We start from the raw sequence: 25,573 nt of genomic DNA, 5'->3' as shown, positions 1-25,573 counted from the left end.
CCTTTACTCTTCAACCAAGGTTTATGGTGGTATTTTACACAGTGGTAGCAATCCGTAAAAATATTAATAGGAGGAAAAGCTGAACTGCTGAAAAGCTTGTAAACAATGAGATCAGGACTCAGGATAGATGCTCGGTTAAATGAAAGGGTTACTTACGCAATTTCTGAATTTTATGTTGTGTCCTAGCAGTTAATGACTTTGCGCCAAAGAGCCTTGGGCTGTGGTGCTAAACGAAGTTGTTGCTGAGCTTGCACTGAGCGGCGTCGAAGTGCGCAGCCGAAGCATCGTTATAGCCGGAGACCTACAGCGAAATTGTGAAAAAAACTACTTTACCTGAACTCTGCCGTCAATAACGGTATTTAAGAAGATTCTACACCAACTTTAGAAACTTCTCTCAGAATCTGCGAAACGGAAAATGATAAGTTAATACATAGATTAAAAAAAAATGTAGTTATCGCAAACAAAGGACAGCCTTGAGTTATCATTACGATGGCATAGCCCCTCACGGTGGGCAATTGGTGAATCGCATCGCTACACCTGAGCAAAAACAAGTATTTCTTTCAAAAGCCGACTTTTTACCGCGAGTTCAACTTAATGAACGAGCACTATCAGATGTGCAAATGATTGCAATTGGTGGTTTTAGTCCACTAACTGGTTTTATGAACCAGGAGGATTATAACGGCGTTGTTGCTCAAATGCGACTCGCCAACGGTACTGTTTGGTCAATTCCCGTTACACTTTCGGTGAGTGAAGAAGTCGCCGCTTCCTTAAAAGAAGGTGATTTGATTCGCTTAGATAATCCTGCTGGTGAATATATCGGAGTATTAGAACTAACACAAAAATATCACTACGACAAGACCCGTGAAGCGGTTCATGTTTATCGAACCAATGATTCAAGGCATCCTGGTGTACAGGTAGTTTACAACCAAGGTTCTGTAAATTTAGCAGGTGATGTGTGGTTATTAGAACGCAAATCTCATCCTCTGTTTCCAAAATACCAAGTTGATCCCGTCGAGTCTCGGCAGGTGTTTCAGCAATTGGGCTGGAAAACTGTTGTTGGGTTCCAAACTCGCAACCCGATCCACCGCGCTCATGAATATATCCAAAAGTGCGCCCTAGAAATTGTGGATGGTCTATTTTTGCACCCATTGGTAGGAGCGACAAAAGAAGATGACATCGCCGCAGATGTGCGAATGCGCTGTTACGAAATTTTGATGGAAAAATACTACCCACATAACCGCGTCCTTTTAGCAATTAATCCCTCGGCTATGCGTTATGCTGGTCCTCGGGAGGCAATTTTCCATGCTTTGATTCGCAAGAACTACGGCTGCACTCACTTTATCGTCGGACGGGATCATGCTGGCGTAGGAAATTACTACGGCACTTATGATGCTCAGTACATTTTTGATGAGTTTAAGCCTGAAGAATTGGGCATTGTACCGATGATGTTTGAACACGCCTTTTACTGCCTGCGTACCCAGCAAATGGCGACAGATAAAACAAGTCCTAGTCTTCCAGAAGAACGGATTCATCTTTCAGGAACAAAAGTGCGGGAAATGCTGCGCCGAGGCGAGTTACCTCCACCAGAATTTACTCGTCCAGAAGTGGCGACAGAATTGGCACGGGCAATGCGAGTAGCAGTTCATACTTACGATATTTAAACCATACAAAAGGTAGATAATAAAGTGTAAAAAGTTGCTTTACACTCAGACCTCAGACCTTTAAGCTATAGCTGATGGACTGAGGTCTGATAGTTAACTAACTTAAGTTATGAAGCGGCGAACCTTTTTACAAAGTTTTGGCTCTATATTTGGGGTGTTGAGTGCGATTGAAACTGGGTGGTTGACATTAGGAAGCCGCTATTATCAAGCTTTAGCACAATCTGCACCGCGTAAATTGGCTTTATTAGTCGGGATTAATCAGTACCCACAATCTCCAGCTTTGAGCGGTTGTTTAACTGATGTGGAACTTCAAAGGGAACTTTTGATTCACCGCTTTGGTTTCCAACCCTCTGATATTATCTCGTTAACTAATGAACAAGCGACTAGAATTGCCATTCAGACAACTTTTTTTGAGCATCTGGTTAACCAAGCAAAACCTGATGATGTAGTTGTCTTCCACTATAGTGGCTATGGCAGTCGTGTCACATTAGAAATGCAAGAAACAGAGCAAAACGCTCTTGTTTTATTTAATCAGACAGATGGACAAGAAAGTAAAAAAGTCAACTATTTATTAGAAGAAACTCTGTTGCTGATGTTGCGATCGCTTGCCACAAAGCATGTAGCAGCAGTCTTAGATACAAGCTACTATACTCCCTCCAACTCTTTACTAACAAACCTAAAAATTCGCGCCCTCCCACAACCAGAACAAGCTATCTTGTTACCAGAAGAACTTGAGTTGCAAAAACAGCTACAAGCAAAAGTCAAGAGTGAAAAGTCAGTTATAGTGCTTTGCGCAACCTCTACCCCCAAGGAATTCGCAAGGGAGGAGCAGTTTTCTGGTTTTAGTGCGGGATTATTTACTTATGCTTTAACCCAGTATTTATGGCAAGCCGTACCAGCAACAACAATTCAAGTTTGTTTGTCTTATGTGGCAGGTTCTATTCAGCAGTTAGGTAGTACAAAACAGCAACCAGCTTTATTGCTAGATAGCAAAAGTCAGCTTTCTCGTACACCGATTGGAAATATTTTGCTGACAAACAGCGCCTGTGCAGAAGGAGTGGTTACAGGAGTGGAGGACAATGGAAAAACAACCACTATCTGGCTAGGAGGACTACCTCCACAAGTACTGGAATACTACGGAGTCAATTCACGATTCACGATCATTACAAAAGAAGGATCGAACATACAGCTGATTTTGAAATCGCGTGCTGGGTTGACAGCAAAAGCGCAAATTTTGAGTTCTGATGGTACAACATCTCCCCAAGTCGGACAACTTGTTCAGGAAGCTGTGCGAGTTATACCCCGAAATATTGGTTTAACAGTCGCCCTGAATGGACTCGAAAGAATTGAACGAGTGGATGCAACAAGTGCCTTTTCAACCGCCACCCATTTACTAAGCATAGTCACCGGAGAACAACCAGCAGATTATTTGTTTGGGAGAGTACCTGAAGCGAATAACAAAGATTTAGCAGCGACAAACTCTACAGCTGCGTCTTCGAGTCCTTACGGTTTATTCTCTGTTGGTGGCGAGTTAATTCCAAGCAATGGTGGAGAAGCTAAAGAAGCAGTGAAGGTGGCTGCACAGCGGTTAAAACCAAAACTAGGAACTTTACTGGCGGCAAAATTATGGGGACTAACACAAAATACAGGATCTTCTCGCTTGGGGATTAAGGCAACATTAGAGATCATAGGTTCTTTAACACCTAGGGCAGTCATACAACGAGAAACACTGCCAAACCAAACCACTCAAACATCAAACAACAAGTCATTCAATCCTGAACTTGGTGATATTCCCATTGTCAGCGTTGGCAGTAAGATACAGTATCGAGTGGAAAACAAGAGCGATCGCCCTGTTTATCTGATGCTGCTAGGATTAAATAGCAGTAGAACTGCGATCGCCTTGGTGCCCTGGTACAAAGATACTGAAGCAGACTCATCGCAAACCAAACTAGTCGCCAAAGATATAGTTATCTCCCCAGGAGAAACTTTAACAGTACCACAAACGACTTCAGGTTTTGAATGGGTTGTGCAAGCACCAACTTCCTTAAGTGAAACCCAACTTATTTTTAGTACTGCACCTTTTACCCAGTCCCTCGCTGCTTTAGAAGCTGCTAAGTATCCCAAAGCAGAACAGCACCGTATTCAGCCCTTGACAAACCCCCTAGAAGTCGTACAAGCTGTTCTACAAGATTTACATAATGCCAGTGCAATCAAGGATACGAACACTACAACGACTGATTCCTATATATTGGATGTGAATCATTGGGCAAGTCTTAGTTTTGTTTATCAGGTGGTTGAACAAAATTGCTAGCTTTCAGGCTTGCATTAAGTTTTTCCTCTGCCTGACGAACAATATATAGCAGGGAACGCTTAAGAGGGAACAAACTTGAAAGTCTCTTGGTGACGGTGTTTTCTGATTAGTTCGTGTCCTAATCTACCTGGCGACTGCTATATGTGCTGGTATTAAAATTAATCTCATCTCAAAGAGTTAATTCTCTTTATCTGAACAAAAAGAACCCAGAACACAGTTGTCAGAACGGGCTGGGTTCTGAGTTCTTTTTTAACTAATGTTCTCCCAAAAACTCTCGTATGTAATGATTGACTAATTGAGGCTGTTCCTGCTGTACCCAATGGCTACAGTTAGGAATATATCTGATTTGAAAATTTTTCACATAAGCTTGAGTGCCGTAGGTTAATTCTTTACCAAGGGCAGTATCGTTTTCTCCCCAAATCATCAACGTTGGTACTTCCAAAACGCCCCAACTTTGATTAACTATTCTTTGTTGAAAAATGTTGCGATAATAGCTCAACATTGCTGTCAAAGCACCACGTTTGGCAGCAGCATCTTTGTAAGCATCAAGATCCGCTTGAGTGAAAGCACTTTTGTTGATCGCCATACCTTTAAATGCATTTTCAATCAGTTGATAATCCAAGGATTGTATGAGGAATTCCGGTATTCCTGGTAATTGAAAAAAGAATATATACCAGCTACGTAGCAACTGTTGAGGAGTGCGTAAGCCTTCGGCAAATTTAGCGGGATGAGGCAGATTGAGTACAATTAAACGCTCTAGCATTTGGGGATGAGAGTAAGCAAAATTCCAGGCGATCGCACCACCCCAATCATGTCCCAGCAAAATACATTTTTCGTATCCCAATCCTTTAATAAGTGCCTCAACATCTCTAACAAATTCATCCATCACATAGGCTGACTGGTTCTTAGGTTTTTCGCTGTCGTTATAGCCACGCAAGTCAAGGGCAACCACTTTAAAGTTTTGGGCAAATTCTGGTATTTGATATCGCCATGAGTACCAAAACTCAGGAAAGCCATGCAACATTACTATTAAAGGACCATTCCCTTGAGTAACGTAATGCAATTTCACGCCGTTTGCAGTGATATACTTATGCTGCCATGAACCTTCTAGTACAGACATAATTTATACTCTTCTAGTTAGATAATGGAACTCTGAATACAAGTATTAATAATAACTAATATCGGAAAATTATTCATATGAAATAAAAACTTGAAAAGAAAATCAGTTTTCAATCATTCTTAATTCAATAATTGATAACTCCTCTCTTGATAGATGTATGTGTGGGAGAAAATCTGCTAAATACTTAGCCATGATTAAATCCAACTCTTATGACACACCAACTCACACATCATCATTCTTTATGGATTGAGAGACTAGCCAGATTTGGTTATATATCTAAAGGAATAGTTTACGCGCTCGTTGGACTATTGGCAGCGCAGGCGGCATTTAGCAGTGGTGGTAAAATAACTGATACTAAAGGCGCTCTCCGGGAAATTGTCAATCAGCCATTTGGAGAGTTTTTACTAGCTTTAGTGGCAATTGGACTAATTGGATACGTAATTCTTCGTTTTGTACAGGCAATAAACGACCCAGAAAATAAAGGGACAGATGCTAAAGGTTTGGTACAGCGAGTTGGTTATGTAATCAATGGTTTGATCTATGCTGGTATTGCTTGGAGTGCTGTGCAGATTATTCTCGGTTCTAACAGTGGTGGTAACAGTAACTCTAGACAAGATTGGACAGCAAGATTACTTTCTCAGCCTTTTGGTCAATGGTTAGTTGGTGCTGGGGGGGCGTTTGTTATTGGTTTGGGTTTCTATCAGTTCTATCAAGCCTTTAGTAGTAAGTTTCTGAGAAATTTAAATTTGAATGAATTGGACGATTCAGAACGCAAGTTAGTAATGGGTATTTCTAGATTTGGTTTAGTAGCCCGAGGAATAGTCTTCTGTATTACTGGCTGGTTTTTAATTCAAGCAGCAACTCAGTCTGACGCTAGTCAAGCAGGAGGTTTAAGTGAGGTGTTACAGACACTAGCACAACAACCTTATGGTCCTTGGCTTTTGGGTATCGTGGCGCTGGGTTTAGTTGCCTATGGTGTTTACATGGTAATTCAGGCACGCTATCGTCGGGTAGTCACACGTTGAAAAGTGTATGGCAAAAGTAGAAATACGCGGTGTCTGGTTACCTACAACAGATAGCAAAGTTTTCAATTCCCGAGAAAACATTGCACAAGCTATGGATTTCCTCGCCCAGACAGGATTTAATGTTGTCTTCCCTGTTGTCTGGAACAAAGGGGCGACAATGTATCCTAGTCAATTGATGCATCAAACCTTTAATACAGAAATCAACCCACAGTTTGTAGGACGCGATCCTTTGGCGGAAGTCGTTACAGAGGCGCGGCGGGTGGGGTTAAAAATCATTCCTTGGTTTGAATATGGATTCGCCAGTTCCTACAATTTAAATGGTGGACAACTGCTGGCAAAAAAACCTGAATGGACTGCCCGTGATAGTCAAGGGAATTTGTTGAAAAAAAATGGCTTTGAGTGGCTCAATGCCCTTGATCCAGAAGTTCAAGATTTCATGTTAAATATAATATTGGAAGTCGTAAAAAATTATGATGTAGATGGTATCCAAGGTGATGACCGTCTGCCTGCATTCCCTAGTGAAGGCGGCTATGACAGAGAAACTCAAGAACGCTATCGTCAGCAGTTTGGTGAGAATCCGCCAAAAAACTTCAAAGATGGAAGATGGTTGCAGTGGCGTGCCGATATTCTCACTGAATTTCTTGCCCGCCTTTATCAAGAAGTCAAAGCGATTAATTCTAACCTGTTAATATCAATAACTCCGAATATCCACGACTGGGCATATAAAGAATACTTACAAGATTCGCCTACTTGGCTGAAACGAGGGCTTGTAGATATGATCCATCCCCAAATCTATCGTCGTGATTTTCTCTCTTATAAAAGCATTATTGATAAATTAGTAAACGAGCAATTCACAGATAATACTCTATCCAAGTTAGCACCAGGAATTCTGATGAAAATTGGTTCTTACCACATAAGCTCAGAGCACTTATTGCAGGCTATTGAGTATAACCGTGGTTGTGGAATTTATGGGGAAATCTTCTTTTTCTACGAAGGTTTGCGACAAGAAAATAACGCCTTAGCTGAGGTGTTGCGAAAAAGTCCTTATGCCCAGTCTGCTGTATTTCCTTCTCTGTCAGATTTAAATCAAGGTAGAGTGAGCAAGAAAACATCTTCTATTGGGCAGCGGTTACTCAGGTTTTTGAAAAATATTGTTTGAAGAATCTTGTTTCTATCATGTCCGCTTCATTACTAATTAAGCCATGATATTATTAATCAAAATAAGGGCAAACATTTTTCATAAATTGAGTCATACTTTCTTTAACTTCTTCGTTATTGTGATTAAAGAAGTCAAACCAAAGCATAAGACGATCTTCTGGATGAAAGCGTTCTCGTATTTGTTGAACGATATCCTCTGGAGTTCCAACTAGTGCATTGTTTGTAGCTTTGATAATCTTTTCTGGATCAAGCGTTCCCTCAATTGCTTGCCAATATGCGTGCAGCGCTTGATTAGCTCTCTCACGAGCTATTGCCCGTCTTTGAGCAATAGACTTTTTGGGAGTATTATCGATAAAAACCAAAACGGTGCGTGGCATATACCAACGTTGCCATTCCCCTCCATCTGGATGAAATTTGGTTTTCATGCGTCGATGAGTTTCTTCAATGTGTGCTTCAGGCGTGATGGAAAGGTTAAAAACTCTACAAGGCAAAATAGTATTTGCCAACTCCTGAGTTGTAGGGTTATGAGAACCAATAATTAACCGCAACAGATTGAGAGATGCTTGAGCGGGGATAATACCAATACGGTCAAAATTCCAGAAAGGGGGAATTTCGATCTGGTTCACTTCTTTACCATATGCCTGAAGAACTTTTGACCATTCCTGATCGCTGTTGAAGTCTTCACGTTTGATAATTTTGGATCTGACATCCTGTGATGATAAAATATCACCTCTGAGAAAGCGTAGGAAAATTTCGGTGGCTTCTTGAAAAAGTTTTACCCTGATTATATGCCAAGCTGCTTTTTCGACAGCAGAACGGGGAACGATGCCATAAGCAGCACTGGAAAAGGGAAAACGTCCAGTGGCAAAACCGAGGTGAATAAGACGATTTTCAGCTTCGTCTAACTCATGAAGAGTGAGAAATGTTTTCACGGCTTCAGCATGAGCTATCGGACCACCGTTGACAAGGATATTGCGAATGGCTGAACCTACGTGAATGCGTTTTGTAAGAGCAAAAATTCTATGGGCTAACTGGAGAATATCGGTATTGAGACCAATCTCGCTTTTGAAATTGGGAATAACGGGATTTGGATTATGCTTTTGAACTTCACATGAAAGATGACTCTCTGCCACCCAAGCTATTTCGTAACCAAGCTCGTCTGCATGGCTCACTTGGTCAAAGAAATTATGGAACATGGTACGTTCATTGGGAAGGTAACCGCTAATCTCTGTTTGGCAGATGGAGAAGAAGACATCAAACTTCATAGAAATTCCTTTAGTCTATTCGTCTGTGGAGTTTTAGACTAGTAGGACATAATTTCTAAAAACCGTGTTTTCATCCCTCATGGAACTTGCGTTGAATAAGCGTTTTACAGAAAACAAAAATACGGGTTTTAACGATTAAGGACTACTAGTTTTCGCTGCGAAAGACTGTAGCACACCGGAAAGCACCCTCGTCAGGATGGCGGCGGTAAGATACAGCGTATCTTCGCGTCCCAGTAATTTGTGAAGTAATACACAGACTGGAATAAACAGCAATGCCGTTAAACCAAAGACAAACCAAGTTAAAATCAGTAATTCATGATGTCGCTTTTTTGCTGGGTTTTCTGAACCAGTGCGTTCCACCGTGCCTTTAAGCGATGGACAGGAAAAACGCCACAGACATACAGATGACTTCAACAGTAACAAAATTCATTTTTTAGGAGCGATCGCATGGAATATCAATTGCAGGTGGAAAAAGATATTGAAACTCTTAAAAACGATTTACCAACACTTTTTCAAAACGATATTTCCTACGAGATCTACACGCAGGATATTTACTTTCAAGATCCTGTCAACAAATTTAAAGGAAAATTGAACTATCGCATTATCTTTTGGACTTTACGATTTCATGCTCAGCTATTTTTTACGAGAATCTACTTTGACTTACATGAAGTCTATCAGTCAGCCGAAGACATAATTTTGGCTAAGTGGACAGTCAGGGGCGTTTTGCGCGTTCCTTGGAAAGCTGGAGTGTTTTTCAACGGCTATTCAACTTACAAACTCAATCAAGAGGGTTTAATTTACGAACATATCGACACTTGGGATCGCAAACCAGGTGAGGTTTTGCAGCAATTCTTCCGCAAGGGAGCAGATATGAGCGATAAAAATTCTATGAAGTTCTCAAGTTGACACTATCCTGCTTTTTTGTGTTACTCAGTATTCTTCACGGCAATGCCGTGTCTCAAGTAGACATACAAAGCCCTTCGGAGTTTACTTTTAGTGAGCCGTAACCGTCTAAGGGCTAAATTAAGAACATCTTCATGGAGAATTGGTAGAAATTTACAGAGAATGCTATAACATGAAAAAGTTTATGAAGATCATTTCATACCAATTCCCCATAGAAAATTGGTATAAACCTCATAACATCTTCTGTAATTTCCTGGTAGCTCGGACAATTAGTTGAATAAAAATTAAGTGCTGTTACTTTAAGGAGAATCGAAATGAAACTTAGCGACGATCTGTTAAACCCTAGTAAAAAGAATATGGTTGTGGCTGACTGCACCAAGTTGATGGATCAGCAAGTTGCTTCAATGCAAGGGGTTTCTGGTCTGGCTTTTAAAGCCGGTTACACAGCCATAAAGGGGTTTGCGCCTAATTATTGTGCTGACGCCGTTGCAATGCTTCTGCCACAATCATTGACGGCAATTGATCCCATTTGGAGTGAGGGCATACAGTCAGGCAACCCAGTCCAACACCTCACCCAGAACAGTTCTCGTACAGCGGATGCAATACTCAGCATTACCGACGCAAAAATAGAAAAAAGCAACAATAAGGCTTTGCGAGGTGTATATGATAAACTCCGCAATTCAGCTAAGAAGCATGTGGAAGAGGCGGTACCTGGCTTAGCTAAGATAATTGATAACCATACTAAGAACTGAGTAGGTATTAAGTAGTTATCAATAAGATTGGGGTTTTCCCCCCAATCTCAATGATTTGCAAAGCTTGGATTCAGTTATACCAAATAGATACCAAGAGCATTCTCAAACTATACGCTTACATGCTTTACAGTTAACAAGCGAAATTAGACAAAGCACTCACAAGTAAAACTTCCATGCAACCCATAAGGAATATGGTGCTTGAGATGCAATCTAGCGATAGGCCCTTTGTGGAAATCTTTGGCATCTAAAATCACCACATCTGAGCGATGGTACTCGGAATCATAAACCAAAGCCAGCACCCAACCATCATCTTCGCTTTGAGAGTTTGGACGTGGAACAAAAATAGGTTCACTAGCAAATCCACCCGGTGCAGCACTCCAAAGTTGTTGTTTTCCTGACTCCAAATCCACTTTCAGAAATGCTTGCAATGGAGCATTACCAGTCTCTGCATGAGCTGCACCCATATATAAATAACGATATGGGCGACCAACGTTTTGTTGATGTAAGGTGGGAAATTCACAACACCGATTGATCAACAACTCTTGCTGCACTGTTTGATCCTTGGGATTAAGATGAAAACGCCATAATTGTGCTGGCTTGAGAGCATCGAAATCTACTTGTCGAAAATCACTTTGCGGTTGTACTTCTGGGAGAGATTCGTAGCAAAGTGAGTCAATAACAATTTCATCTTCCCGCTCAATTGCATTGACATGGTGGAAGACAAAGCCGGTTCGCGTTTCTATAATTTTAACTCCCTTTTGTTTCGGGTTACGCGAAATGATGATAATGCGAGTGGGTTGTTCTGGCTGAAACTTAATACATTCCCCTGCACCACGCATTCCCAATACAAAAGGTATGGGATTAAAGCTGACAGGATTTTGAAAGAATATACAGTAATTGGGGGTAATGGCAAAATCGTGGATAAAGGCGAATCCTGGAACGCTATGGGCGTGCTGTCGTACAACCTTACCCTCAGTGTTTAGCTCAAAAATTGTAATCGTGCTGGATAATCCCGGTTTGATAGAAAAGTTGACAAGGCTTGGCGCACCATTATCTTGAGCACTACTAAAGTCAACGCGGGGATGGGCAGAAAATGCTTCACCTTCTGACAACACACCGTTAAAGTATTCTTTGCCCAAAGTTTCTAAAGTGTAGGGATCAAGACGATAAGGCTCAGCGGCTTCCCACAGTGCCAGCAGTTTACCGCCCCAATAAATCACATTAGTATTGGCAATATTTTTGAGTTTGAAATCTAAAGCATTAGCCAGCCAACCACCGGGTTTTTGGGTTCCAAAAACACCTCGATACAGGATTTTGCCAGCTTTTTGTTCTTCCAAATACTCTTGAGTACGGACAAAGCGGTTGCGGAAGTGAGCACGACCATTGGAGAAGGTGATACGACTAATCATCCCATCTCCATCAAAAGGGTGATGAATCCGTTGCCCTTTGATATTTAACAAACCAGGACCATTTCTAAACAGCGTACCATGCAGTTCCTGCGGAATTTGTCCTTCTACATCATCAATCCAATAATCAAATTCTTGCTCTAGGGATTCATATCCTCTTTGCCAATCTCCACGATTGTAGGGTTTTGCTGGAACTGTAGAAGCTTGATCGTAAAGTTGAAAACTTTGCATGTCAATTCTGGACTTGAAATTTTGAATTGGAAATCTTGGATTTTTGATTAGGAACACAAGAGCGGTTAGCTGTTCTTTTTTAGTAGATTTTACCAACGACTAACCACTCTGTTGCTATTCAATTGGTTGTTCAGACTCTGGTTGTTGTACTATCAACTCAGATATGAATTCAGATAAAAACACTCTTTGTTAAAGCTGGTTGTTATGGTGGTGTCAAAGCTGGCTGTGAAGTTGGTGTTGTTGGTGTCTCAGTTTGAGAGTCAGCAGCAGGAAGCCAGTTGATGAATAGCAATGGTAGCAGTCTGGTGAGGTTAGAAATGATGACCAACACCCACAAACTATTAAAATTAGTTTCGGTAATTCCCAGCCAATACATCAACACTGCCCCGAATTGGTGTGAAATTAGTCCTCCCAAGTTGCTCACCGACATTAACAGGGCAAATAAAGTCGCTTCCACTCCAGGCGGACAAAGCCTCGCCGCTAATACCAAAAATGGCATATAAGCTATTCGCCCCATCACAGTTAAAATTATGCTATCACCAAGACTAAACCAGTGGTCATCTATACCCAAAGCACGGTTAGTATGAGTCACTAACACCAGCATGGTCATTCCTAATACTGCTGAGAGGGCAATAGTCCAAGCAAAAATGATGCGAAAGGGAACGGTTTTAAGAAAACGTTGAAAAATCCAAACACCAACAAGCAAAGCAATGCTTGTCACCAAGTGTACACGTCCCAAAAATTCTGGTTCAAAGTGCAGTTCGTTGGTTGCGAAGAAGAAAAAAGCTGATTCACTAGTTGGTGTAGCCTGCCAAAGAAAGATAAATGCTGCTGGTAACCAAATTGCTTTTTGACTAACGGCTGCGCGTAGTTCTTGCAGTTGATGCCTAACTGACACGAAATCTGAATCATCATCAATGCTTGCGTCTTTACTCACAGGGGATTCAGCAATCAACCAAGCCGCAACAGACACCAGAAGCGGGAATGAAGCAGTAATCCAAAAGATAGTCCGGGTGGTGAAATACTCTAGGAGTATACCGCTGAGGTAAGCTGTTATCAACCCTCCTAAGGCTGAAGCAACCCAACACAAGGATTGGAGAGAACCTGCTTGTGCTTGTGATTCACCTCTTACCCTTTGGACAACCAATGAGTCAACAATCACATCACTGACAGCAACAGACAGAGAACTAAGTGCGATCGCGATCGCAGCGCCTATGGCTGTGTGAACTATTGTTGCCAGACTTATCCAAGAAATCGCTCCTAATATCCCAGACAGAATTAGGTATGGACGCCGTCGGTAACCGAATATAGGCAAGCCATCGGAGAGAAAACCAAACAGTGGCTTGAGTATCCAAGGTAGACTAACTACGCCAAATAAAGCTGCAACTTGAACCGGAGTGAGCAAGAGTTCATCTTTCAAGAAAAAGCTGACAGCAAGACGCGCCAGCCCTAAAATGCCTTGAACAAAGTAAACGGTAAGAATTCCCAGTAACTCAGGAGTAGGTTCATAACCTAAAAAAACTTTTTCCCTGACTGAGTTTTTGACCTTGGACAAGGCAGAGGAGGAAACCAGCATTGATAAACAATCTTTAAGATTTATCTACTTTTACATATCATATCGATTTTTTCGTGATGGGAGCGTCGGGAGTGTATCACCCACTCATAATCGCTCTTTTAATTTGGCTGTGAGTTCATGCTGCTGTTGGATATTTCCAGCAATTAAGATAAGGATTTTTCCAACCAGAACAGTACCCCAGTTGATGATCACAACACCTGTCTTGGTTTTCTCGTTGAACTCAATATCACTCAAATCAAGCTTTTCAAGTGAGCGATATTGCGTTTTAAACATTTCGCAACTCCAACTAGGGATATTGAGCTTTTTGGCAATACCTGTGGGATATGATGCGCCATTGAAGCGTGGATTGCACTCGATTGCCAGATAACGCGTTTCGTTTGTTGCATCTTCCACGACTGCAACATCAAAAGCAAAGATTTCTTTTATACCACGTTGCGTTATCCACTCAGCTATTGGTTCAACGGTTTCCCAAGGTTGATGCTTACTAGGATAACGATTGCCGATATGGGCGTAACCATCAAGAATTTGAGAAGTGATGGCAAGACGTTGAAGTTTTGACCCTTCCACAGAGTATTGCACATTTAAAAAGGATAAAGTTGCAACTTCTTCTTGAATTTGCAAAGGTATTTCATCCGGAAACGTTTTGATAACTTCGTCAAGCTGTTGTTGATTTTCACATCGGCTAATTCCAACACCATTCACGGAAATAGCAGTTTTCAAATAACACGGGTAGGGAAATTTAGAGAAATCTTTGATAGCAGCTTTGTTTTCAAAACAAAACGTTAGAGGAACGCTGACTCCAAGTTCTTGTGCAAGTTGTATAAAGTTATTCTTGGAGTTTATAAATTTCACTGTGTTCAACCAGTCGGAATCTATCTGGCGAAACCTATCTTCATCACAACCGACTTTACTTGTAGCATTGCCGAAGAAAAAAAGGGAAACGTTATATTGAGGATAGTCTTCCAATATTTTGTATGAAACATCCCAAATGATATTTGTGCTATGGCTTAAGCCTATTCGTCTGTAATGTTCGGTAATAATATTCCATTGTGACTTTAAATCGGGACACAACTGAATAATATCCTCTGGTTCAGTCAAGCCTAGCACCCTACCAGAATAAAGATGATTACCGATCAAACGCTGATCGGTGCAGACCATAATGTCATGGTTGAAAATTTTATGGCTAGTCACTTTATTAATTTCTTTTGTTAAGTTAACTGAAAACGATGAGAAAATAAGCTGTCGTGCTTAAAGATTGCACATTATCGTTTGAGATCTGTTGACAGTTGACAGTTGACACTTAACCGTTATCAGGAGCCAGCGCCGTGGGCGGTGAGACCAGTGCTGCGGGAGGGTTTCCCTCCGGAGCCACTTCTGTGCGGGGGTTCCCCCCGTTGAAGAATGTGGCGTCAGGCATCTGGCGAACCCGAAGGGGTTTCCCGCAAAGTCGAGCCAGCGCCGTGCGGGGGTTCCCCCCGTTGAGGCGTCTGGCGTTGCCGGGCGGAAGATTCCGTCCGGCGAGCTTTGCGACTTGAGGCGACTGGCGTTCAACAACAATCAACAAGTGATTGTGCAGTTTAAATACGTTTTAGCTTAACAAATTCTAAAATTATACTCTCACTAGAGAAAATTATATAGAATCTATCTTTTGACAGATACTATATAAAATATAAGTTAACAATAAATAAACGTATAAATAAGAAAAATGTATGATAAAGAAAGTTTTTCTGTGTAACGACTAGGCGAATTTTGAGTTTTAAGGATACTTACTCAAAGCTATGACTGCATTCTGTCCTCCAAACCCAAAGCTAAAACATAATACGCGCTGAATTTTACTTTTACGCGACTCCCTCACCAAATTAAAATCAAATTCCGGGTATTTCAAACCAACACATGGTGGTAATATCTGTTGCTTCAACGCCATTAGTGAAAAAGCGATCCCCAAAGCTCCAGATGCTCCTAATGTATGACCTGTAGCTCCTTTTGTAGAACTGACTGCCACGCCTTGAGAAAATAATTTTTGTATCAACAAGCTTTCTAAAGAGTCATTTAATTGCGTAGCTGTACCATGAGCATGAATATAATCAATATCATTTGCACTCAGGTAACTGCGATTTAGACATTGTTTGACTGCAGCGATCGCACTCCTAGCTTCTGGTTCTGGTACGTTTGCATGATATGCGTCTGCTGTCAAGCCAAAACCAAGAATTTGTCCATACACTTTTGCTTGACGCTGCTGTGCTAATTCTGCTGATTCTAAAACAAAGACTGCACCTCCTTCCGCCAAAACTAAGCCTTCCCGACGAACATCGAAAGGATAAGCTCCTGTTTTCGCCAAGGCTCCCATTTGCTCAAACCCAGCTATAGTAAGGGGTGTAATCGGGGAATCAACTGCACCAGCAATCACTCGCTGACATTGCCCAGTTTGGATCAGATCAGCGGCTTGTGCGATCGCCCAAATTCCAGTAGCACAAGCCGCCATTGGTGCCAAAACAACTCCGCAAGCACCGATTTGCCGTGCTGCTGCAATAGCATTCATATGAGGCAAAGTATCCAACCAAGCCTCTAAAAAAGAGGGGGAGCAGGGAGCGGGGTGCTGGGGGGAAGAAGAACTAATCGAGATTAGCTCTTGCTCTGTTTTTCTCCCCTTCGGGGATGACCTCCGGTCACGCTGCGCTAACGCAGTCGCCTGCGGAGGAGCCAGTACTTGATGAGGGTCTCCCGACAGAGGATAAGAGCGTTGGAAACCCTCCCGCAGTGCTGTCTCACCTGCTCCCCGGCTTTTGAGCATTTGTCGCGCCATCTGCTCCCATAATCCCTGATAGCTGCGACTCGAACCAATCACAACTCCACAATCTGGCAAAGGTGAGCATAGTCCTGCATCTTTCAAAGCAGATGTTACAACCAACTGAGTCAGGACTTTTATCTGTGCTGGTTGTTCGAAAATCATTGCTAAGGGACGCGGTTCCAATTCTGGAAATGGTTGATGCGATCTTATTCCAGATTCACCTGCGATTAGCTTTTGCCAATTGTCCTCTAAATTCTTGCCTAAAGCGGAGACTAAACCAATACCAGTGACAACAACTGCGACCATTTTTGGAAGTCCCAGAGAAGGGAAAAAGGCAGAGGAGTAGGGGGTTAAGGAGAAAGGAAGAACAAGAGCTAATGTTTATTAGTTCTTATTTCTCCTAACAACAGAGTTTCTTTCCTCACTCCTTTATTCCCTCACTCCCTTATTTCTACTTTCTACTGTCCAGCGTTTTTCAGATTCTCTGCACCTTTGGTGACTTTGGCAGAGTCAATGCGATCGCCCTGCTGAATCTTGTTAACAACATCCATACCATTGGTCACATTGCCAAAAACAGCATAGTCACCATCTAGGAAACCTAAATCAGCCAAAGCGAAGTAAAACTGTGAGGAAGCAGAATCTGGCATTTGCGATCGCGCCATCGCGACTGCACCTTGCTTGTGCTGTAATACTGGCGGCTTATCTATACCAGCCGTTTTGAGTGTTTTGCTGTAAATTGGCTGATCAGAGCCTTTGGGCTTAATTTCTAGGGGTATGTAGCGAATTTTTCCAGTTTTTGGGTCAGTAAAACTTCCTGTTCCCAACCGACTTGCTGGTACTTTTGGATCTTTACTTTGAGGATCGCCTCCTTGAACCACAAAGGGTTGGGGTTGGCGTACAACTCTATGGAAAACTAAGCCATCGTACACGCCCCTCTGGACTAAATCAACAAAGTTACCTGCGGTGATTGGGGCATCAGTTCCGTCTACTTCAATGGTAATAGGTGAACCTTTGACGGTCATAACCACCGTTGCTTTTCCTTCGAGTCGTGGTAAATCTTTCATTCCAGGAATACTCTCGTTTGTATTTTCAGATACAGAAATTGCCTCTGTGGTTGCCGTATTAGTGGTTGTCTCAGCGCTTGAGTTGTTGCTTGCTGCAGTAGCTGCGGATGTTGGGGAGGAATTAGAAACACTTTGCTGTGTGGAACAGCTCCCCAATATCAACGTACCGACAATAATGAGAACCACTAAAAATTGGGGAATTTTTAACCGCATTGCCAGTTACAGACACAACCACTGTATCTTAGCCTCTAAAGTCCTTCTAAGGGCACACTCAAAAAGCGAGCCAACTGAGCACCTTGAATTTCCAACTGTTGCAAAGACAAAGGTTGACCTACCCGTGTTAAAGGAATGTCTCGCCGACCTTTAACGCGCAGGTAAAGTTCGCGACGAGGGTTAAGACCTTCTTTGACCTGAATTCGCACAGATTGCACATCTTCTGTACTGCAGTCAATTTGAATACGACGGTTTTTTCCTGGATATCCCAAGCGGAAAATTGTAATGGTGCGATTTTCTCGGTTAAACTCGTTGTATCCGCCTCCCACGTTCCATAAAACCGTCAGCCATAAGTATAAGGCTAGGAGTGAGCCAGCAGCACCATACAATCCCATAACCAACCCTTGTGGAACGAATGCCAACTGAGTCGGGTCGGAAACTATAAGTAAATTAATTTTGAGATAGCTGGAAATACCAGCGAGCAGGAAGCCCGTGGCTCCTAAGGAAACGACAGTTGCCCACCAGTAGTTACTGAACCGACGAGAACCGAGAACCTTCTGATGTAGGACATTTGAAGTAGATTTATCGCCGTTAGGCGATTCACCTCGTGTGGTGGTTGTTGATGCCGTCATTAGAACTACCTTGGTGCGTGAGATCTTCTCATTACAAAGTCTGCCATTAGAGCAGGTGTATTGCAAGTTTAGCGGATTACTCACCTTCGGGTATGTCCTATGCCTTTGACGTACTCCCGCGCACAAATGCACGGGGATTCTTAAAGGATGTTCCAATGTAGGCTTTAGCCTTACATTTCCACCCTAATTCCTGTTTATTAGACTCTTAACTAGATTGTTGCCTATCCCCCTGAGATCCTCCGGGGAAGACCTATGCTGGCAGAGCGCCATAAAGCGCTTCTAGCCGGCACGAGGGTCTGACTACTCATTGCTGAGAACTTTAAATTTGTAACTTTTCTGAGAAAAGTTGTGTCAGATTGTAAAATTTCTGATATTGATATTAATAAGTAGGTTCGTGCTTTATACCAGATTTCTTCATGCAAATCAGGCACAAAGGCGGGCTGATATGATAAATTAAGAATCATTAAGTTTGCGCAAGCTGGACAACCAACTGGTGGAAACTCTTGTGACACATATAAAAGTGAGAAATGCTGACTTAATACCACATACTCTCATAATGTCAGTAGCTCTATGGCTGCTGTCAGTGTCACAAAAAAGTTAATTGCTCAAAAAAAGTTGCAATTTTAGTAAAAAGAGGATTTTAGTCCGATGACCATCGCAGTAGGACGCGCCCCGTCAAAACGAGGGTGGTTTGACGTTCTCGACGACTGGTTAAAGCGAGACCGTTTCGTATTCGTAGGTTGGTCAGGAATACTACTGTTCCCCTGCGCTTTCCTAGCACTCGGCGGCTGGCTAACCGGTACAACTTTTGTCACCTCTTGGTACACCCACGGGATAGCATCATCTTACTTAGAAGGATGTAACTTCCTGACAGTAGCAGTATCGACCCCAGCAGACGCAATGGGACACTCGTTACTACTGCTGTGGGGACCAGAAGCACAAGGCGACCTGACCCGTTGGTTCCAACTGGGAGGGCTGTGGCCATTCGTAGCACTGCACGGAGCATTTGCGCTGATTGGTTTCATGCTGCGGCAATTTGAGATCGCTCGGTTGGTGGGAATTCGTCCTTACAATGCGATCGCATTCTCTGCTCCAATCGCAGTGTTCGTGAGTGTGTTTTTGATGTACCCCTTGGGACAATCAAGTTGGTTCTTTGCACCCAGCTTCGGTGTGGCAGCAATCTTCCGCTTCCTGCTGTTCTTGCAAGGATTCCATAACTGGACACTAAACCCCTTCCACATGATGGGAGTAGCTGGAGTACTAGGTGGAGCGCTGCTATGTGCGATCCACGGTGCAACAGTAGAAAACACCTTGTTTGAAGACGGTGAAGGATCAAACACCTTCCCCGCGTTCACTCCTACGCAATCTGAAGAAACTTACTCGATGGTGACAGCAAACAGATTCTGGTCACAGATATTTGGAATTGCTTTCTCCAACAAGCGTTGGTTGCACTTCTTCATGCTGTTTGTGCCCGTCACAGGCTTGTGGATGAGCGCAGTAGGAATTGTAGGTTTAGCACTCAACCTGCGGGCTTATGACTTCGTGTCGCAAGAATTGCGCGCGGCAGAAGACCCAGAGTTTGAAACTTTCTATACCAAGAACATTTTGCTCAACGAGGGTATCCGCGCTTGGATGGCTCCTGCTGATCAACCTCACGAAAAATTTGTATTCCCTGAAGAGGTACTACCACGTGGTAACGCTCTCTAATAATAGATCAATCGCTTTCGGTGGTGGTCGTGACCAAGATTCCACCGGGTTTGCTTGGTGGGCTGGTAATGCCCGTCTGATTAACCTATCCGGTAAACTACTGGGTGCTCACGTTGCTCATGCTGGCTTGATTGTATTTTGGGCCGGAGCGATGACTTTGTTTGAAGTCGCTCACTTCATTCCCGAAAAACCCATATATGAGCAAGGCAGCATCCTGATACCTCACCTTGCTACCTTGGGATGGGGTGTAGGTCCTGGTGGTGAAATTATTAACACCTATCCCTACTTTGTGATCGGTGTACTCCACCTTATCTCCTCAGCTGTACTCGGTTTCGGCGGTATTTATCACGCCATCCGTGGTCCAGAAACCTTAGAAGAGTATTCCTCATTCTTTGGTTACGACTGGAAAGATAAGAACAAAATGACCACCATCATCGGTTTCCACCTCATCATTTTGGGATGCGGTGCCTTACTGTTGGTGCTGAAGGCAATGTTCTTTGGTGGTGTCTACGATACTTGGGCACCTGGCGGTGGTGATGTTCGCGTCATCAGCAACCCAACACTGAACCCGGCGGTCATCTTCGGGTATTTGGTGACTTCTCCATTCGGCGGAGAAGGCTGGCTCGTCGGCGTCGATAACATGGAAGATGTTATTGGCGGTCACATTTGGGTTGCTCTGATCTGTATTTCTGGCGGTATTTTCCACATCCTTACCAAGCCTTTTGGTTGGGCACGCCGCGCTTTAATCTGGTCAGGTGAGGCTTACCTCTCCTACAGCATAGCTGCTGTATCTCTGATGGCTTTCATTGCTTCTTGCTTCGTCTGGTTCAACAACACTGTTTACCCCAGTGAATTTTACGGACCAACAAACGCTGAAGCATCTCAAGCTCAGTCTTTCATCTTCTTAGTGCGTGACCAAAAACTGGGAGCTAACGTCGCTTCTGCTCAAGGTCCAACTGGTCTAGGTAAATACCTCATGCGCTCCCCCAGTGGTGAAATCATCTTTGGTGGTGAAACCATGCGCTTCTGGGATTTCCGTGGTCCTTGGCTGGAGCCGCTGCGCGGTCCCAATGGTCTTGACTTGGATAAAGTAAAGAACGACGTTCAGCCTTGGCAAATTCGTCGTGCGTCTGAGTACATGACCCATGCTCCCAACGGTTCAATCAACTCTGTGGGTGGCGTGATCACGGAGCCTAACTCCTTCAACTACGTGAATCCCCGTGCTTGGTTGGCGACTTCTCACTTCGTGTTAGCTTTCTTCTTCCTCATCGGTCACTGGTGGCACGCTGGTCGTGCTCGTGCAGCAGCTGGTGGTTTTGAGAAGGGAATTAACCGCGAAACTGAGCCAGTATTGTTCATGAACGAACTCGACTAACAGATTTGTTTTATCACTGACAATCACTTACTTGAAAAGCTCCTGTATCAAAGCAGGAGCTTTTTCTTAATTTGGTTTTCCCTTCTGTGTTGACTATCAATTCTTCAATGAATTGGTCAGTATATTTACTAACTCTAGCTGCCAGAATCAACCAGCTTGATGATGCTTGAGCAATCCCAATCCAACTCTAGCTAAATCGTAAGCTCCCGCCCACAAGATTCGACAGAATCAGGGACGTCCACGTTACAAATCGGGGGAACCTTCTAAATCGTAAGCTCCCGCCCACAAGATTCGACAGAATCAGGGACGTCCACGTTACAAATCGGGGGAACCTTCTCTCCCAGCGCTGCTTTGTGCAGCGTCACCCGCTCTCGATATGTAAGTTTTAGCGCATCTTTTGCTCAAGAAACTCTAGAAAGACTTTGACTTTCATTGGGAGATATTTTCGACTGGGGTAAAGTCCGTTAATCGGGACCGGAGCTGATGACCACTGGGGTAAGACGTTTACTATATCCCCACCGTGTAACTGCTGCTGAAACAGAAATTCCGGTAGCAGCCCAATCCCTACTCCAGCAACGATTGCTTGATAAATGGGGGCAACGTCATTGCTGAGTAGTCGTGGATGAAAGGAGAGCGTTACTGTTTCGTGCTGTTTATTATCCAATGTCCAGCTCACTTCGTTCTGATGATGAGCCATACAAAGCAGCGTATGACTGGTCAAATCAGCAATTGCTCTTGGTTCCCCAGCGGTTTTGAGATAGGTTGCGCTGGCAAAGAGTTTCTGACGACCTGTGCTAATCCGTCGCATGATCAGGGTTGAATCGTCCAATTCCCCAATCCGAATCGCTAGATCATACCCTTCCTTCACAATATCCTTGTATTCAGTCGTGGCATTGAGAATCACTCGAATATCAGGGTAGATCAGCAGAAACTCCGGCAAATTGGGTGCGAGAACAGACTGCACAAACAACATGGTGGCTGTCACTCGCACAGTGCCTTGCGGATGCCCCTGGAGGCTCGCGATCGCATCATCACCATCATGTAACGCATCGAGAATAGGTAAACAGTTTTTGTAATACAGTCGTCCTTCTTCAGTTAAAGAAACCCGCCGCGTCGTGCGATGAAATAATCGGACTCCTAGCCGTTGCTCTAGCTTATTGACTTTCAGACTGACGGTAGATTTAGGCAAGTCTAGCGATCGCGCGGCTGCGACAAATCCTCCCAGTTCCGCGACTTTGAGAAATACTAAAACAGCATTTAAATCGTCCATAACCTGCACTAACTCCGATGAGAGTATCTGCACTCTGCCATTGTTCAATATTACAAACAATCAATTCATAAAAACTACCTTTATCTGTATAAGTTGATTAATCATACTGGGAGATGTTAAATACAGAGGAAACTTTAAATTGAAGCAATCGTACTTTGTGAAATCAAGCCTTGAACGAAAAATACTACGGTGGGTTCACATTGTTTTGAGCATCCCAGCGCACACTCAGTTGCCACCGAAATGAAAGCCCGTTTGAAAAACACCGTTCGTGTTACCCTTTTGACTTCCGATTGGATCAGAGTCTTTAAGTAAGCTAAATAGAGGTCTCATATGCAATATCTTGTGATCTTCACACCGAAACAAAAAATTGGAAGCGCTGAAATGCCCTCTGACTTCCCGCAATTGTTACGCGGGGAAGAGGCGCGAGCGAAAGATCTCTACATGGAAGGACTTCTGCGTCAATCGTGGGTGCTGGGCGAGAGAGACCACGGTGCAGCCGTTCTCTTTGAAGCGGAGTCACCAGAGCATCTGCAAGAGATCATCGCCAGCTTTCCACTGATCAAAGCTGACTACTCTAACACCCAGGTCTTCCCGCTCGCGCCAGATCCAGCATTCGCAGAGAAGTCCTGATCAAGGTCGCATTTCTCTGACCGGAAAACCCACTCAGCATTACATAGGAGCATTGAACTATGAAAGTCCTCGTCATAGGAGCCGCCGGCAAGACCGGTAGAGCTGTAGTCGAACAGGCTGTGTCCGCTGGACACCAGGTCACGGCCTTCGTTCACAAAGCTGACGAATACGAAGTCTCGGATGTTCGCGTCATCGAAGGGGATGCTACCGACAGTGCCACAATGGACGCAGCAGTTCTCGGTCAAGACGCGGTGCTTGACACGATCGGCGGCAAAACACCTTACAAGGAAACCACGCTCGAATCGAGTGCCGCCAACACAATCATCACTGCCATGCAGCGAAACGATGTACGCCGTCTGGTGGTAACTTCCATGATTGGCGAAGGGGATAGTGAGGCGAATACCACCTTTTATGAGCGCTTACTTGTTTCCACCTTTTTGCGCGGTGCGGACAAGGACAAAGCGGCAATGGAGTCTGCTGTCGAATCGAGCGGTCTGGACTGGGTGATTCTTCGCCCAGCCATCCTCACCGACGACCCCGCCAAGGGGAACGTTCGAGTCTTCGATCCCGAAACGGGCGAGAAGGCGCATAAGATTACCCGTGCCGATCTGGCTGACTTCATGCTTGCCCAGCTTTCCAGTAACGAATACCTCCATCAAGCCGTGACGATCGCAAATAGCTAAGTTAGTTAGGAGAATCATTATGTCTACAACAGAAACCAGTGCAAAGGATGAAGCGGCAATCAAAGCAGTGATGACAACGTTTGCCGAGGCGTGGAACGCTAAAGATGCGGAGCACTTGGCGACGTTGTTTGCCGAGGATATCGATTTCGTGGACGTCCTAGGTCGTTGGTATAAAGGGCGAACCGAGGCGAAACAAGGACACGCGCAGGCGCTGGCGTCGTTCTTAAGCGATAACCAGATGACTATTACTGACACCCAAATTAAATTCCTGACCCCGGATGTGGCAGTCGCACATACCACTTGGGAAACTACTGGACAGAAGAGTCCTGATGAAGTACATCGAATAGAAAATATAGGTGTCTGGACAGCCGTAACAACCCGCAAGGAGAACACCTGGCAGATTACCGCTTTCCACAACACAGGGACTGTGCCACTTTCTGACTGAAGCGTAACAAAAAGTTTGCTTTAAGCAACTGCTCTTAGGGGATGTGGTAGTAGCGGAACGAAAACTAACGCGCTGAGCCCACAAAGCATCCTAGGACTGTATTTTCGCATGAGTTGATGTCTGAAACTATCCCGCTAATAAAATTTGCGGTATGCCTCTTTTTTTGTCCGGTTTTCACAACCAACTAAGCTAAACAGAAGTGTCCTATGCAATATCTTGTTATCTTCACGCCCAAACAGAAATTCGAGACTGATGGAATGCCCTCTGACTTCCAGAAACGGGAACTCGAAGAGCAGGCGCAAGCGCAAGTCCTTTACGCGGAGGGAGGTCTCCGTCAAGTGTGGGCGCTGGACACGAAAAACCGCGGCGCAGCCGTTCTCTTTGAAGCGGAGTCACCGGAGCATCTGCAAAAGATGATCGATAGTTTTCCACTGATTAAGGTTGATTACGCTGACTACCAGATCTTACCGCTCGCGCCGTATCCAGCATTTGCGAAGAAGTCCTGATCAAGGTTACATTTATCTGACTGAAAACTCACTAAGTGTCACATAGAAGAGTTAAAACCTGATGGCTACAACACAACCTCAAACCAACCAACTAATGCGCGATCGCGTCGTTCTCGTTACAGGTGCCAGTCGTGGGATTGGTGCTGCAACCGCTAAGCTGCTCGGTCGTCACGGGGCTGCTGTTGGAGTTAACTACTACACCAACGAAGTAGCCGCTCAGGAAGTCGTGGATGAAATTACATCAAGCGGGGGCAAAGCACTGCCAGTCAAAGCGGATGTCAGAGATCACCAGCAGGTTGAAGCAATGGTGCAACAGGTTGTAGAGGCATTTGGTTCGATTGATACCCTCGTAGCTAACGCCAATGCTGCCTTTTTTGCATCCTCGTTTATCGATACTCCCTGGGAAGATTTTGAAGCCAAATTGCTCGGTGAACTCAAAGGTACTTTTTTTCCTTGCAAAGCAGTTGTTCCATCAATGATTGAACAAAAACGCGGTTGCATTGTTGTCGTTAGCAGTGGCGCATCTCGAACCCCCAGTGAAGGGCTGTCTGCCCACAGCACAGCAAAATCTGGACTCGATGCGTTTGTCAAAAGCTTGGCGTTAGAACTCGGTCCCTATGGTATTCGGGCTAATATCGTCTCTCCTGGCTTGACCCTAACGGATGCCACGCAATGGCTACCGCAGGAGCAGAAAGACGCTTCTGCCCAACAGGTTCCCCTCCGACGCAACGGACTGCCGGAAGATATTGCCAGCGCAATCCTGTTATTAGCCTCTGAGCAAGCAAACTTTATCACCGGGGCTTATTTGCCTGTCAGTGGTGGTGTGCAAATGCTTTGAACTGACAATCTGGT

General features: G+C 44.0%; 23 protein-coding genes. 13 read left to right on the top strand and 10 right to left on the bottom strand.

Annotated features, from left to right (window positions below; all coding sequences use genetic code 11):
• Nucleotides 1–473: 473 nt before the first annotated feature.
• Nucleotides 474–1,661 carry a sulfate adenylyltransferase gene (gene sat / locus DP114_RS26170; RefSeq protein WP_171977504.1) on the top strand — a complete coding sequence of 396 codons (1,188 nt, stop codon included), beginning with the start codon at nucleotides 474–476 and terminating at the stop codon, nucleotides 1,659–1,661.
• 109 nt (nucleotides 1,662–1,770) lie between these two features.
• Nucleotides 1,771–3,972 (top strand): caspase family protein, encoded by a 2,202-nt coding sequence (locus DP114_RS26165; protein ID WP_171977503.1) that lies wholly within the window; start codon nucleotides 1,771–1,773, stop codon nucleotides 3,970–3,972.
• 253 nt (nucleotides 3,973–4,225) lie between these two features.
• Here DP114_RS26165 and DP114_RS26160 read toward each other — a convergent pair whose 3' ends face one another.
• A complete protein-coding gene (locus tag DP114_RS26160; RefSeq protein ID WP_171977502.1) occupies nucleotides 4,226–5,092 on the bottom strand; it encodes an alpha/beta fold hydrolase in 867 nt (288 codons plus the stop codon).
• 209 nt (nucleotides 5,093–5,301) lie between these two features.
• On the opposite strand from DP114_RS26160, the gene DP114_RS26155 reads away from it, so the two are divergent.
• Both DP114_RS26155 and DP114_RS26150 read left to right on the top strand, forming a co-directional pair.
• Nucleotides 5,302–6,117: a DUF1206 domain-containing protein gene (locus DP114_RS26155; protein WP_169267929.1), complete on the top strand. Its 816-nt coding sequence runs from the start codon at nucleotides 5,302–5,304 to the stop codon at nucleotides 6,115–6,117.
• 7 nt (nucleotides 6,118–6,124) lie between these two features.
• On the top strand, nucleotides 6,125–7,276 hold the full coding sequence (locus DP114_RS26150; RefSeq protein ID WP_171977501.1) for a glycoside hydrolase family 10-like protein: 1,152 nt from the start codon (nucleotides 6,125–6,127) through the stop codon (nucleotides 7,274–7,276).
• 52 nt (nucleotides 7,277–7,328) lie between these two features.
• Here the strand turns inward: DP114_RS26150 and DP114_RS26145 are convergent, their stop codons facing one another.
• Both DP114_RS26145 and DP114_RS26140 read right to left on the bottom strand, forming a co-directional pair.
• Nucleotides 7,329–8,540: an LLM class flavin-dependent oxidoreductase gene (locus tag DP114_RS26145; RefSeq protein WP_171977500.1), complete on the bottom strand. Its 1,212-nt coding sequence runs from the start codon at nucleotides 8,538–8,540 to the stop codon at nucleotides 7,329–7,331.
• 135 nt (nucleotides 8,541–8,675) lie between these two features.
• A complete protein-coding gene (locus tag DP114_RS26140) occupies nucleotides 8,676–8,963 on the bottom strand; it encodes a DUF4386 family protein (RefSeq protein ID WP_211178692.1) in 288 nt (95 codons plus the stop codon).
• A gap of 24 nt (nucleotides 8,964–8,987) precedes the next feature.
• Between DP114_RS26140 and DP114_RS26135 the strand changes: the two genes are divergently transcribed.
• Together DP114_RS26135 and DP114_RS26130 are read left to right on the top strand one after the other, a co-directional pair.
• Nucleotides 8,988–9,446, top strand: a complete 459-nt coding sequence (locus tag DP114_RS26135; protein WP_171977499.1) for a DUF2358 domain-containing protein — start codon at nucleotides 8,988–8,990, stop codon at nucleotides 9,444–9,446.
• Nucleotides 9,447–9,757: 311 nt separating this feature from the next.
• A complete protein-coding gene (locus DP114_RS26130; RefSeq protein WP_169267933.1) occupies nucleotides 9,758–10,195 on the top strand; it encodes a DUF6918 family protein in 438 nt (145 codons plus the stop codon).
• Between the two features lie 143 nt (nucleotides 10,196–10,338).
• Here the strand turns inward: DP114_RS26130 and DP114_RS26125 are convergent, their stop codons facing one another.
• The 6 genes from DP114_RS26125 to DP114_RS26100 form a co-directional block, all read right to left on the bottom strand.
• The gene (locus tag DP114_RS26125; protein WP_169267934.1) at nucleotides 10,339–11,832 is read right to left on the bottom strand and encodes a carotenoid oxygenase family protein; all 1,494 of its coding nucleotides are present in this window, start codon (nucleotides 11,830–11,832) and stop codon (nucleotides 10,339–10,341) included.
• Between the two features lie 202 nt (nucleotides 11,833–12,034).
• Nucleotides 12,035–13,408, bottom strand: coding sequence for a folate/biopterin family MFS transporter (locus DP114_RS26120; protein WP_171977498.1), 1,374 nt, complete (start codon nucleotides 13,406–13,408; stop codon nucleotides 12,035–12,037).
• An 84-nt stretch (nucleotides 13,409–13,492) separates the two neighbouring features.
• Nucleotides 13,493–14,566, bottom strand: a complete 1,074-nt coding sequence (locus tag DP114_RS26115) for an ATP-grasp domain-containing protein (protein ID WP_169267936.1) — start codon at nucleotides 14,564–14,566, stop codon at nucleotides 13,493–13,495.
• 598 nt (nucleotides 14,567–15,164) lie between these two features.
• Nucleotides 15,165–16,502, bottom strand: a complete 1,338-nt coding sequence (locus tag DP114_RS26110; protein ID WP_169264505.1) for a beta-ketoacyl-ACP synthase — start codon at nucleotides 16,500–16,502, stop codon at nucleotides 15,165–15,167.
• A gap of 152 nt (nucleotides 16,503–16,654) precedes the next feature.
• The gene (locus tag DP114_RS26105; protein ID WP_171977497.1) at nucleotides 16,655–17,473 is read right to left on the bottom strand and encodes a peptidylprolyl isomerase; all 819 of its coding nucleotides are present in this window, start codon (nucleotides 17,471–17,473) and stop codon (nucleotides 16,655–16,657) included.
• A 35-nt stretch (nucleotides 17,474–17,508) separates the two neighbouring features.
• Nucleotides 17,509–18,105 (bottom strand): photosystem I assembly protein Ycf4, encoded by a 597-nt coding sequence (locus tag DP114_RS26100; protein ID WP_171977496.1) that lies wholly within the window; start codon nucleotides 18,103–18,105, stop codon nucleotides 17,509–17,511.
• A gap of 648 nt (nucleotides 18,106–18,753) precedes the next feature.
• Between DP114_RS26100 and psbD the strand changes: the two genes are divergently transcribed.
• The gene (gene psbD / locus DP114_RS26095; RefSeq protein ID WP_169264508.1) at nucleotides 18,754–19,812 is read left to right on the top strand and encodes a photosystem II D2 protein (photosystem q(a) protein); all 1,059 of its coding nucleotides are present in this window, start codon (nucleotides 18,754–18,756) and stop codon (nucleotides 19,810–19,812) included.
• Nucleotides 19,796–21,187, top strand: a complete 1,392-nt coding sequence (gene psbC, locus DP114_RS26090; protein WP_169264509.1) for a photosystem II reaction center protein CP43 — start codon at nucleotides 19,796–19,798, stop codon at nucleotides 21,185–21,187. Before psbD ends, psbC begins: the two co-directional genes overlap by 17 nt.
• Nucleotides 21,188–21,572: 385 nt before the next feature.
• Here psbC and DP114_RS26085 read toward each other — a convergent pair whose 3' ends face one another.
• Nucleotides 21,573–22,505 (bottom strand): LysR family transcriptional regulator, encoded by a 933-nt coding sequence (locus DP114_RS26085; protein WP_172195304.1) that lies wholly within the window; start codon nucleotides 22,503–22,505, stop codon nucleotides 21,573–21,575.
• 282 nt (nucleotides 22,506–22,787) lie between these two features.
• Here DP114_RS26085 and DP114_RS26080 point away from each other — a divergent pair, with 282 nt between their 5' ends.
• The 5 genes from DP114_RS26080 (at nucleotide 22,788) to DP114_RS26060 (ending at nucleotide 25,559) form a co-directional block, all read left to right on the top strand.
• Nucleotides 22,788–23,087, top strand: a complete 300-nt coding sequence (locus tag DP114_RS26080) for a muconolactone Delta-isomerase family protein (RefSeq protein WP_169264511.1) — start codon at nucleotides 22,788–22,790, stop codon at nucleotides 23,085–23,087.
• A 59-nt stretch (nucleotides 23,088–23,146) separates the two neighbouring features.
• Nucleotides 23,147–23,770: an NAD(P)-dependent oxidoreductase gene (locus DP114_RS26075; RefSeq protein WP_171977494.1), complete on the top strand. Its 624-nt coding sequence runs from the start codon at nucleotides 23,147–23,149 to the stop codon at nucleotides 23,768–23,770.
• A 19-nt stretch (nucleotides 23,771–23,789) separates the two neighbouring features.
• A complete protein-coding gene (locus DP114_RS26070) occupies nucleotides 23,790–24,215 on the top strand; it encodes an SgcJ/EcaC family oxidoreductase (protein WP_169264513.1) in 426 nt (141 codons plus the stop codon).
• A 206-nt stretch (nucleotides 24,216–24,421) separates the two neighbouring features.
• Nucleotides 24,422–24,721 carry a muconolactone Delta-isomerase family protein gene (locus DP114_RS26065; RefSeq protein ID WP_169264514.1) on the top strand — a complete coding sequence of 100 codons (300 nt, stop codon included), beginning with the start codon at nucleotides 24,422–24,424 and terminating at the stop codon, nucleotides 24,719–24,721.
• 61 nt (nucleotides 24,722–24,782) lie between these two features.
• Entirely contained in the window at nucleotides 24,783–25,559 is a 777-nt protein-coding gene (locus tag DP114_RS26060) for an SDR family NAD(P)-dependent oxidoreductase (RefSeq protein WP_169264515.1), read from the top strand.
• Nucleotides 25,560–25,573 lie beyond the last annotated feature (14 nt).

The organism is Brasilonema sennae CENA114, from assembly GCF_006968745.1.
GTDB classification, from domain to species: Bacteria; Cyanobacteriota; Cyanobacteriia; order Cyanobacteriales; family Nostocaceae; genus Brasilonema; species Brasilonema sennae.
Note: the sequence above shows the minus strand (reverse complement) of the source record. Positions and strands in the feature narration are given on the sequence as shown.

Excerpts from the sequence above, each read along its gene's own strand:
- DP114_RS26165 (WP_171977503.1), top strand. The coding sequence starts at position 1,771 with ATGAAGCGGCGAACCTTTTTACAAAGTTTTGGCTCTATATTTGGGGTG.
- DP114_RS26160 (WP_171977502.1), bottom strand. The coding sequence starts at position 5,092 with ATGTCTGTACTAGAAGGTTCATGGCAGCATAAGTATATCACTGCAAAC.
- DP114_RS26155 (WP_169267929.1), top strand. The coding sequence starts at position 5,302 with ATGACACACCAACTCACACATCATCATTCTTTATGGATTGAGAGACTA.
- DP114_RS26150 (WP_171977501.1), top strand. The coding sequence starts at position 6,125 with ATGGCAAAAGTAGAAATACGCGGTGTCTGGTTACCTACAACAGATAGC.
- DP114_RS26145 (WP_171977500.1), bottom strand. The coding sequence starts at position 8,540 with ATGAAGTTTGATGTCTTCTTCTCCATCTGCCAAACAGAGATTAGCGGT.
- DP114_RS26135 (WP_171977499.1), top strand. The coding sequence starts at position 8,988 with ATGGAATATCAATTGCAGGTGGAAAAAGATATTGAAACTCTTAAAAAC.
- DP114_RS26130 (WP_169267933.1), top strand. The coding sequence starts at position 9,758 with ATGAAACTTAGCGACGATCTGTTAAACCCTAGTAAAAAGAATATGGTT.
- DP114_RS26125 (WP_169267934.1), bottom strand. The coding sequence starts at position 11,832 with ATGCAAAGTTTTCAACTTTACGATCAAGCTTCTACAGTTCCAGCAAAA.
- DP114_RS26120 (WP_171977498.1), bottom strand. The coding sequence starts at position 13,408 with ATGCTGGTTTCCTCCTCTGCCTTGTCCAAGGTCAAAAACTCAGTCAGG.
- DP114_RS26115 (WP_169267936.1), bottom strand. The coding sequence starts at position 14,566 with ATGGTCTGCACCGATCAGCGTTTGATCGGTAATCATCTTTATTCTGGT.
- DP114_RS26110 (WP_169264505.1), bottom strand. The coding sequence starts at position 16,502 with ATGGTCGCAGTTGTTGTCACTGGTATTGGTTTAGTCTCCGCTTTAGGC.
- DP114_RS26105 (WP_171977497.1), bottom strand. The coding sequence starts at position 17,473 with ATGCGGTTAAAAATTCCCCAATTTTTAGTGGTTCTCATTATTGTCGGT.
- DP114_RS26100 (WP_171977496.1), bottom strand. The coding sequence starts at position 18,105 with ATGACGGCATCAACAACCACCACACGAGGTGAATCGCCTAACGGCGAT.
- psbD (WP_169264508.1), top strand. The coding sequence starts at position 18,754 with ATGACCATCGCAGTAGGACGCGCCCCGTCAAAACGAGGGTGGTTTGAC.
- DP114_RS26080 (WP_169264511.1), top strand. The coding sequence starts at position 22,788 with ATGCAATATCTTGTGATCTTCACACCGAAACAAAAAATTGGAAGCGCT.
- DP114_RS26075 (WP_171977494.1), top strand. The coding sequence starts at position 23,147 with ATGAAAGTCCTCGTCATAGGAGCCGCCGGCAAGACCGGTAGAGCTGTA.
- DP114_RS26070 (WP_169264513.1), top strand. The coding sequence starts at position 23,790 with ATGTCTACAACAGAAACCAGTGCAAAGGATGAAGCGGCAATCAAAGCA.
- DP114_RS26065 (WP_169264514.1), top strand. The coding sequence starts at position 24,422 with ATGCAATATCTTGTTATCTTCACGCCCAAACAGAAATTCGAGACTGAT.
- DP114_RS26060 (WP_169264515.1), top strand. The coding sequence starts at position 24,783 with ATGGCTACAACACAACCTCAAACCAACCAACTAATGCGCGATCGCGTC.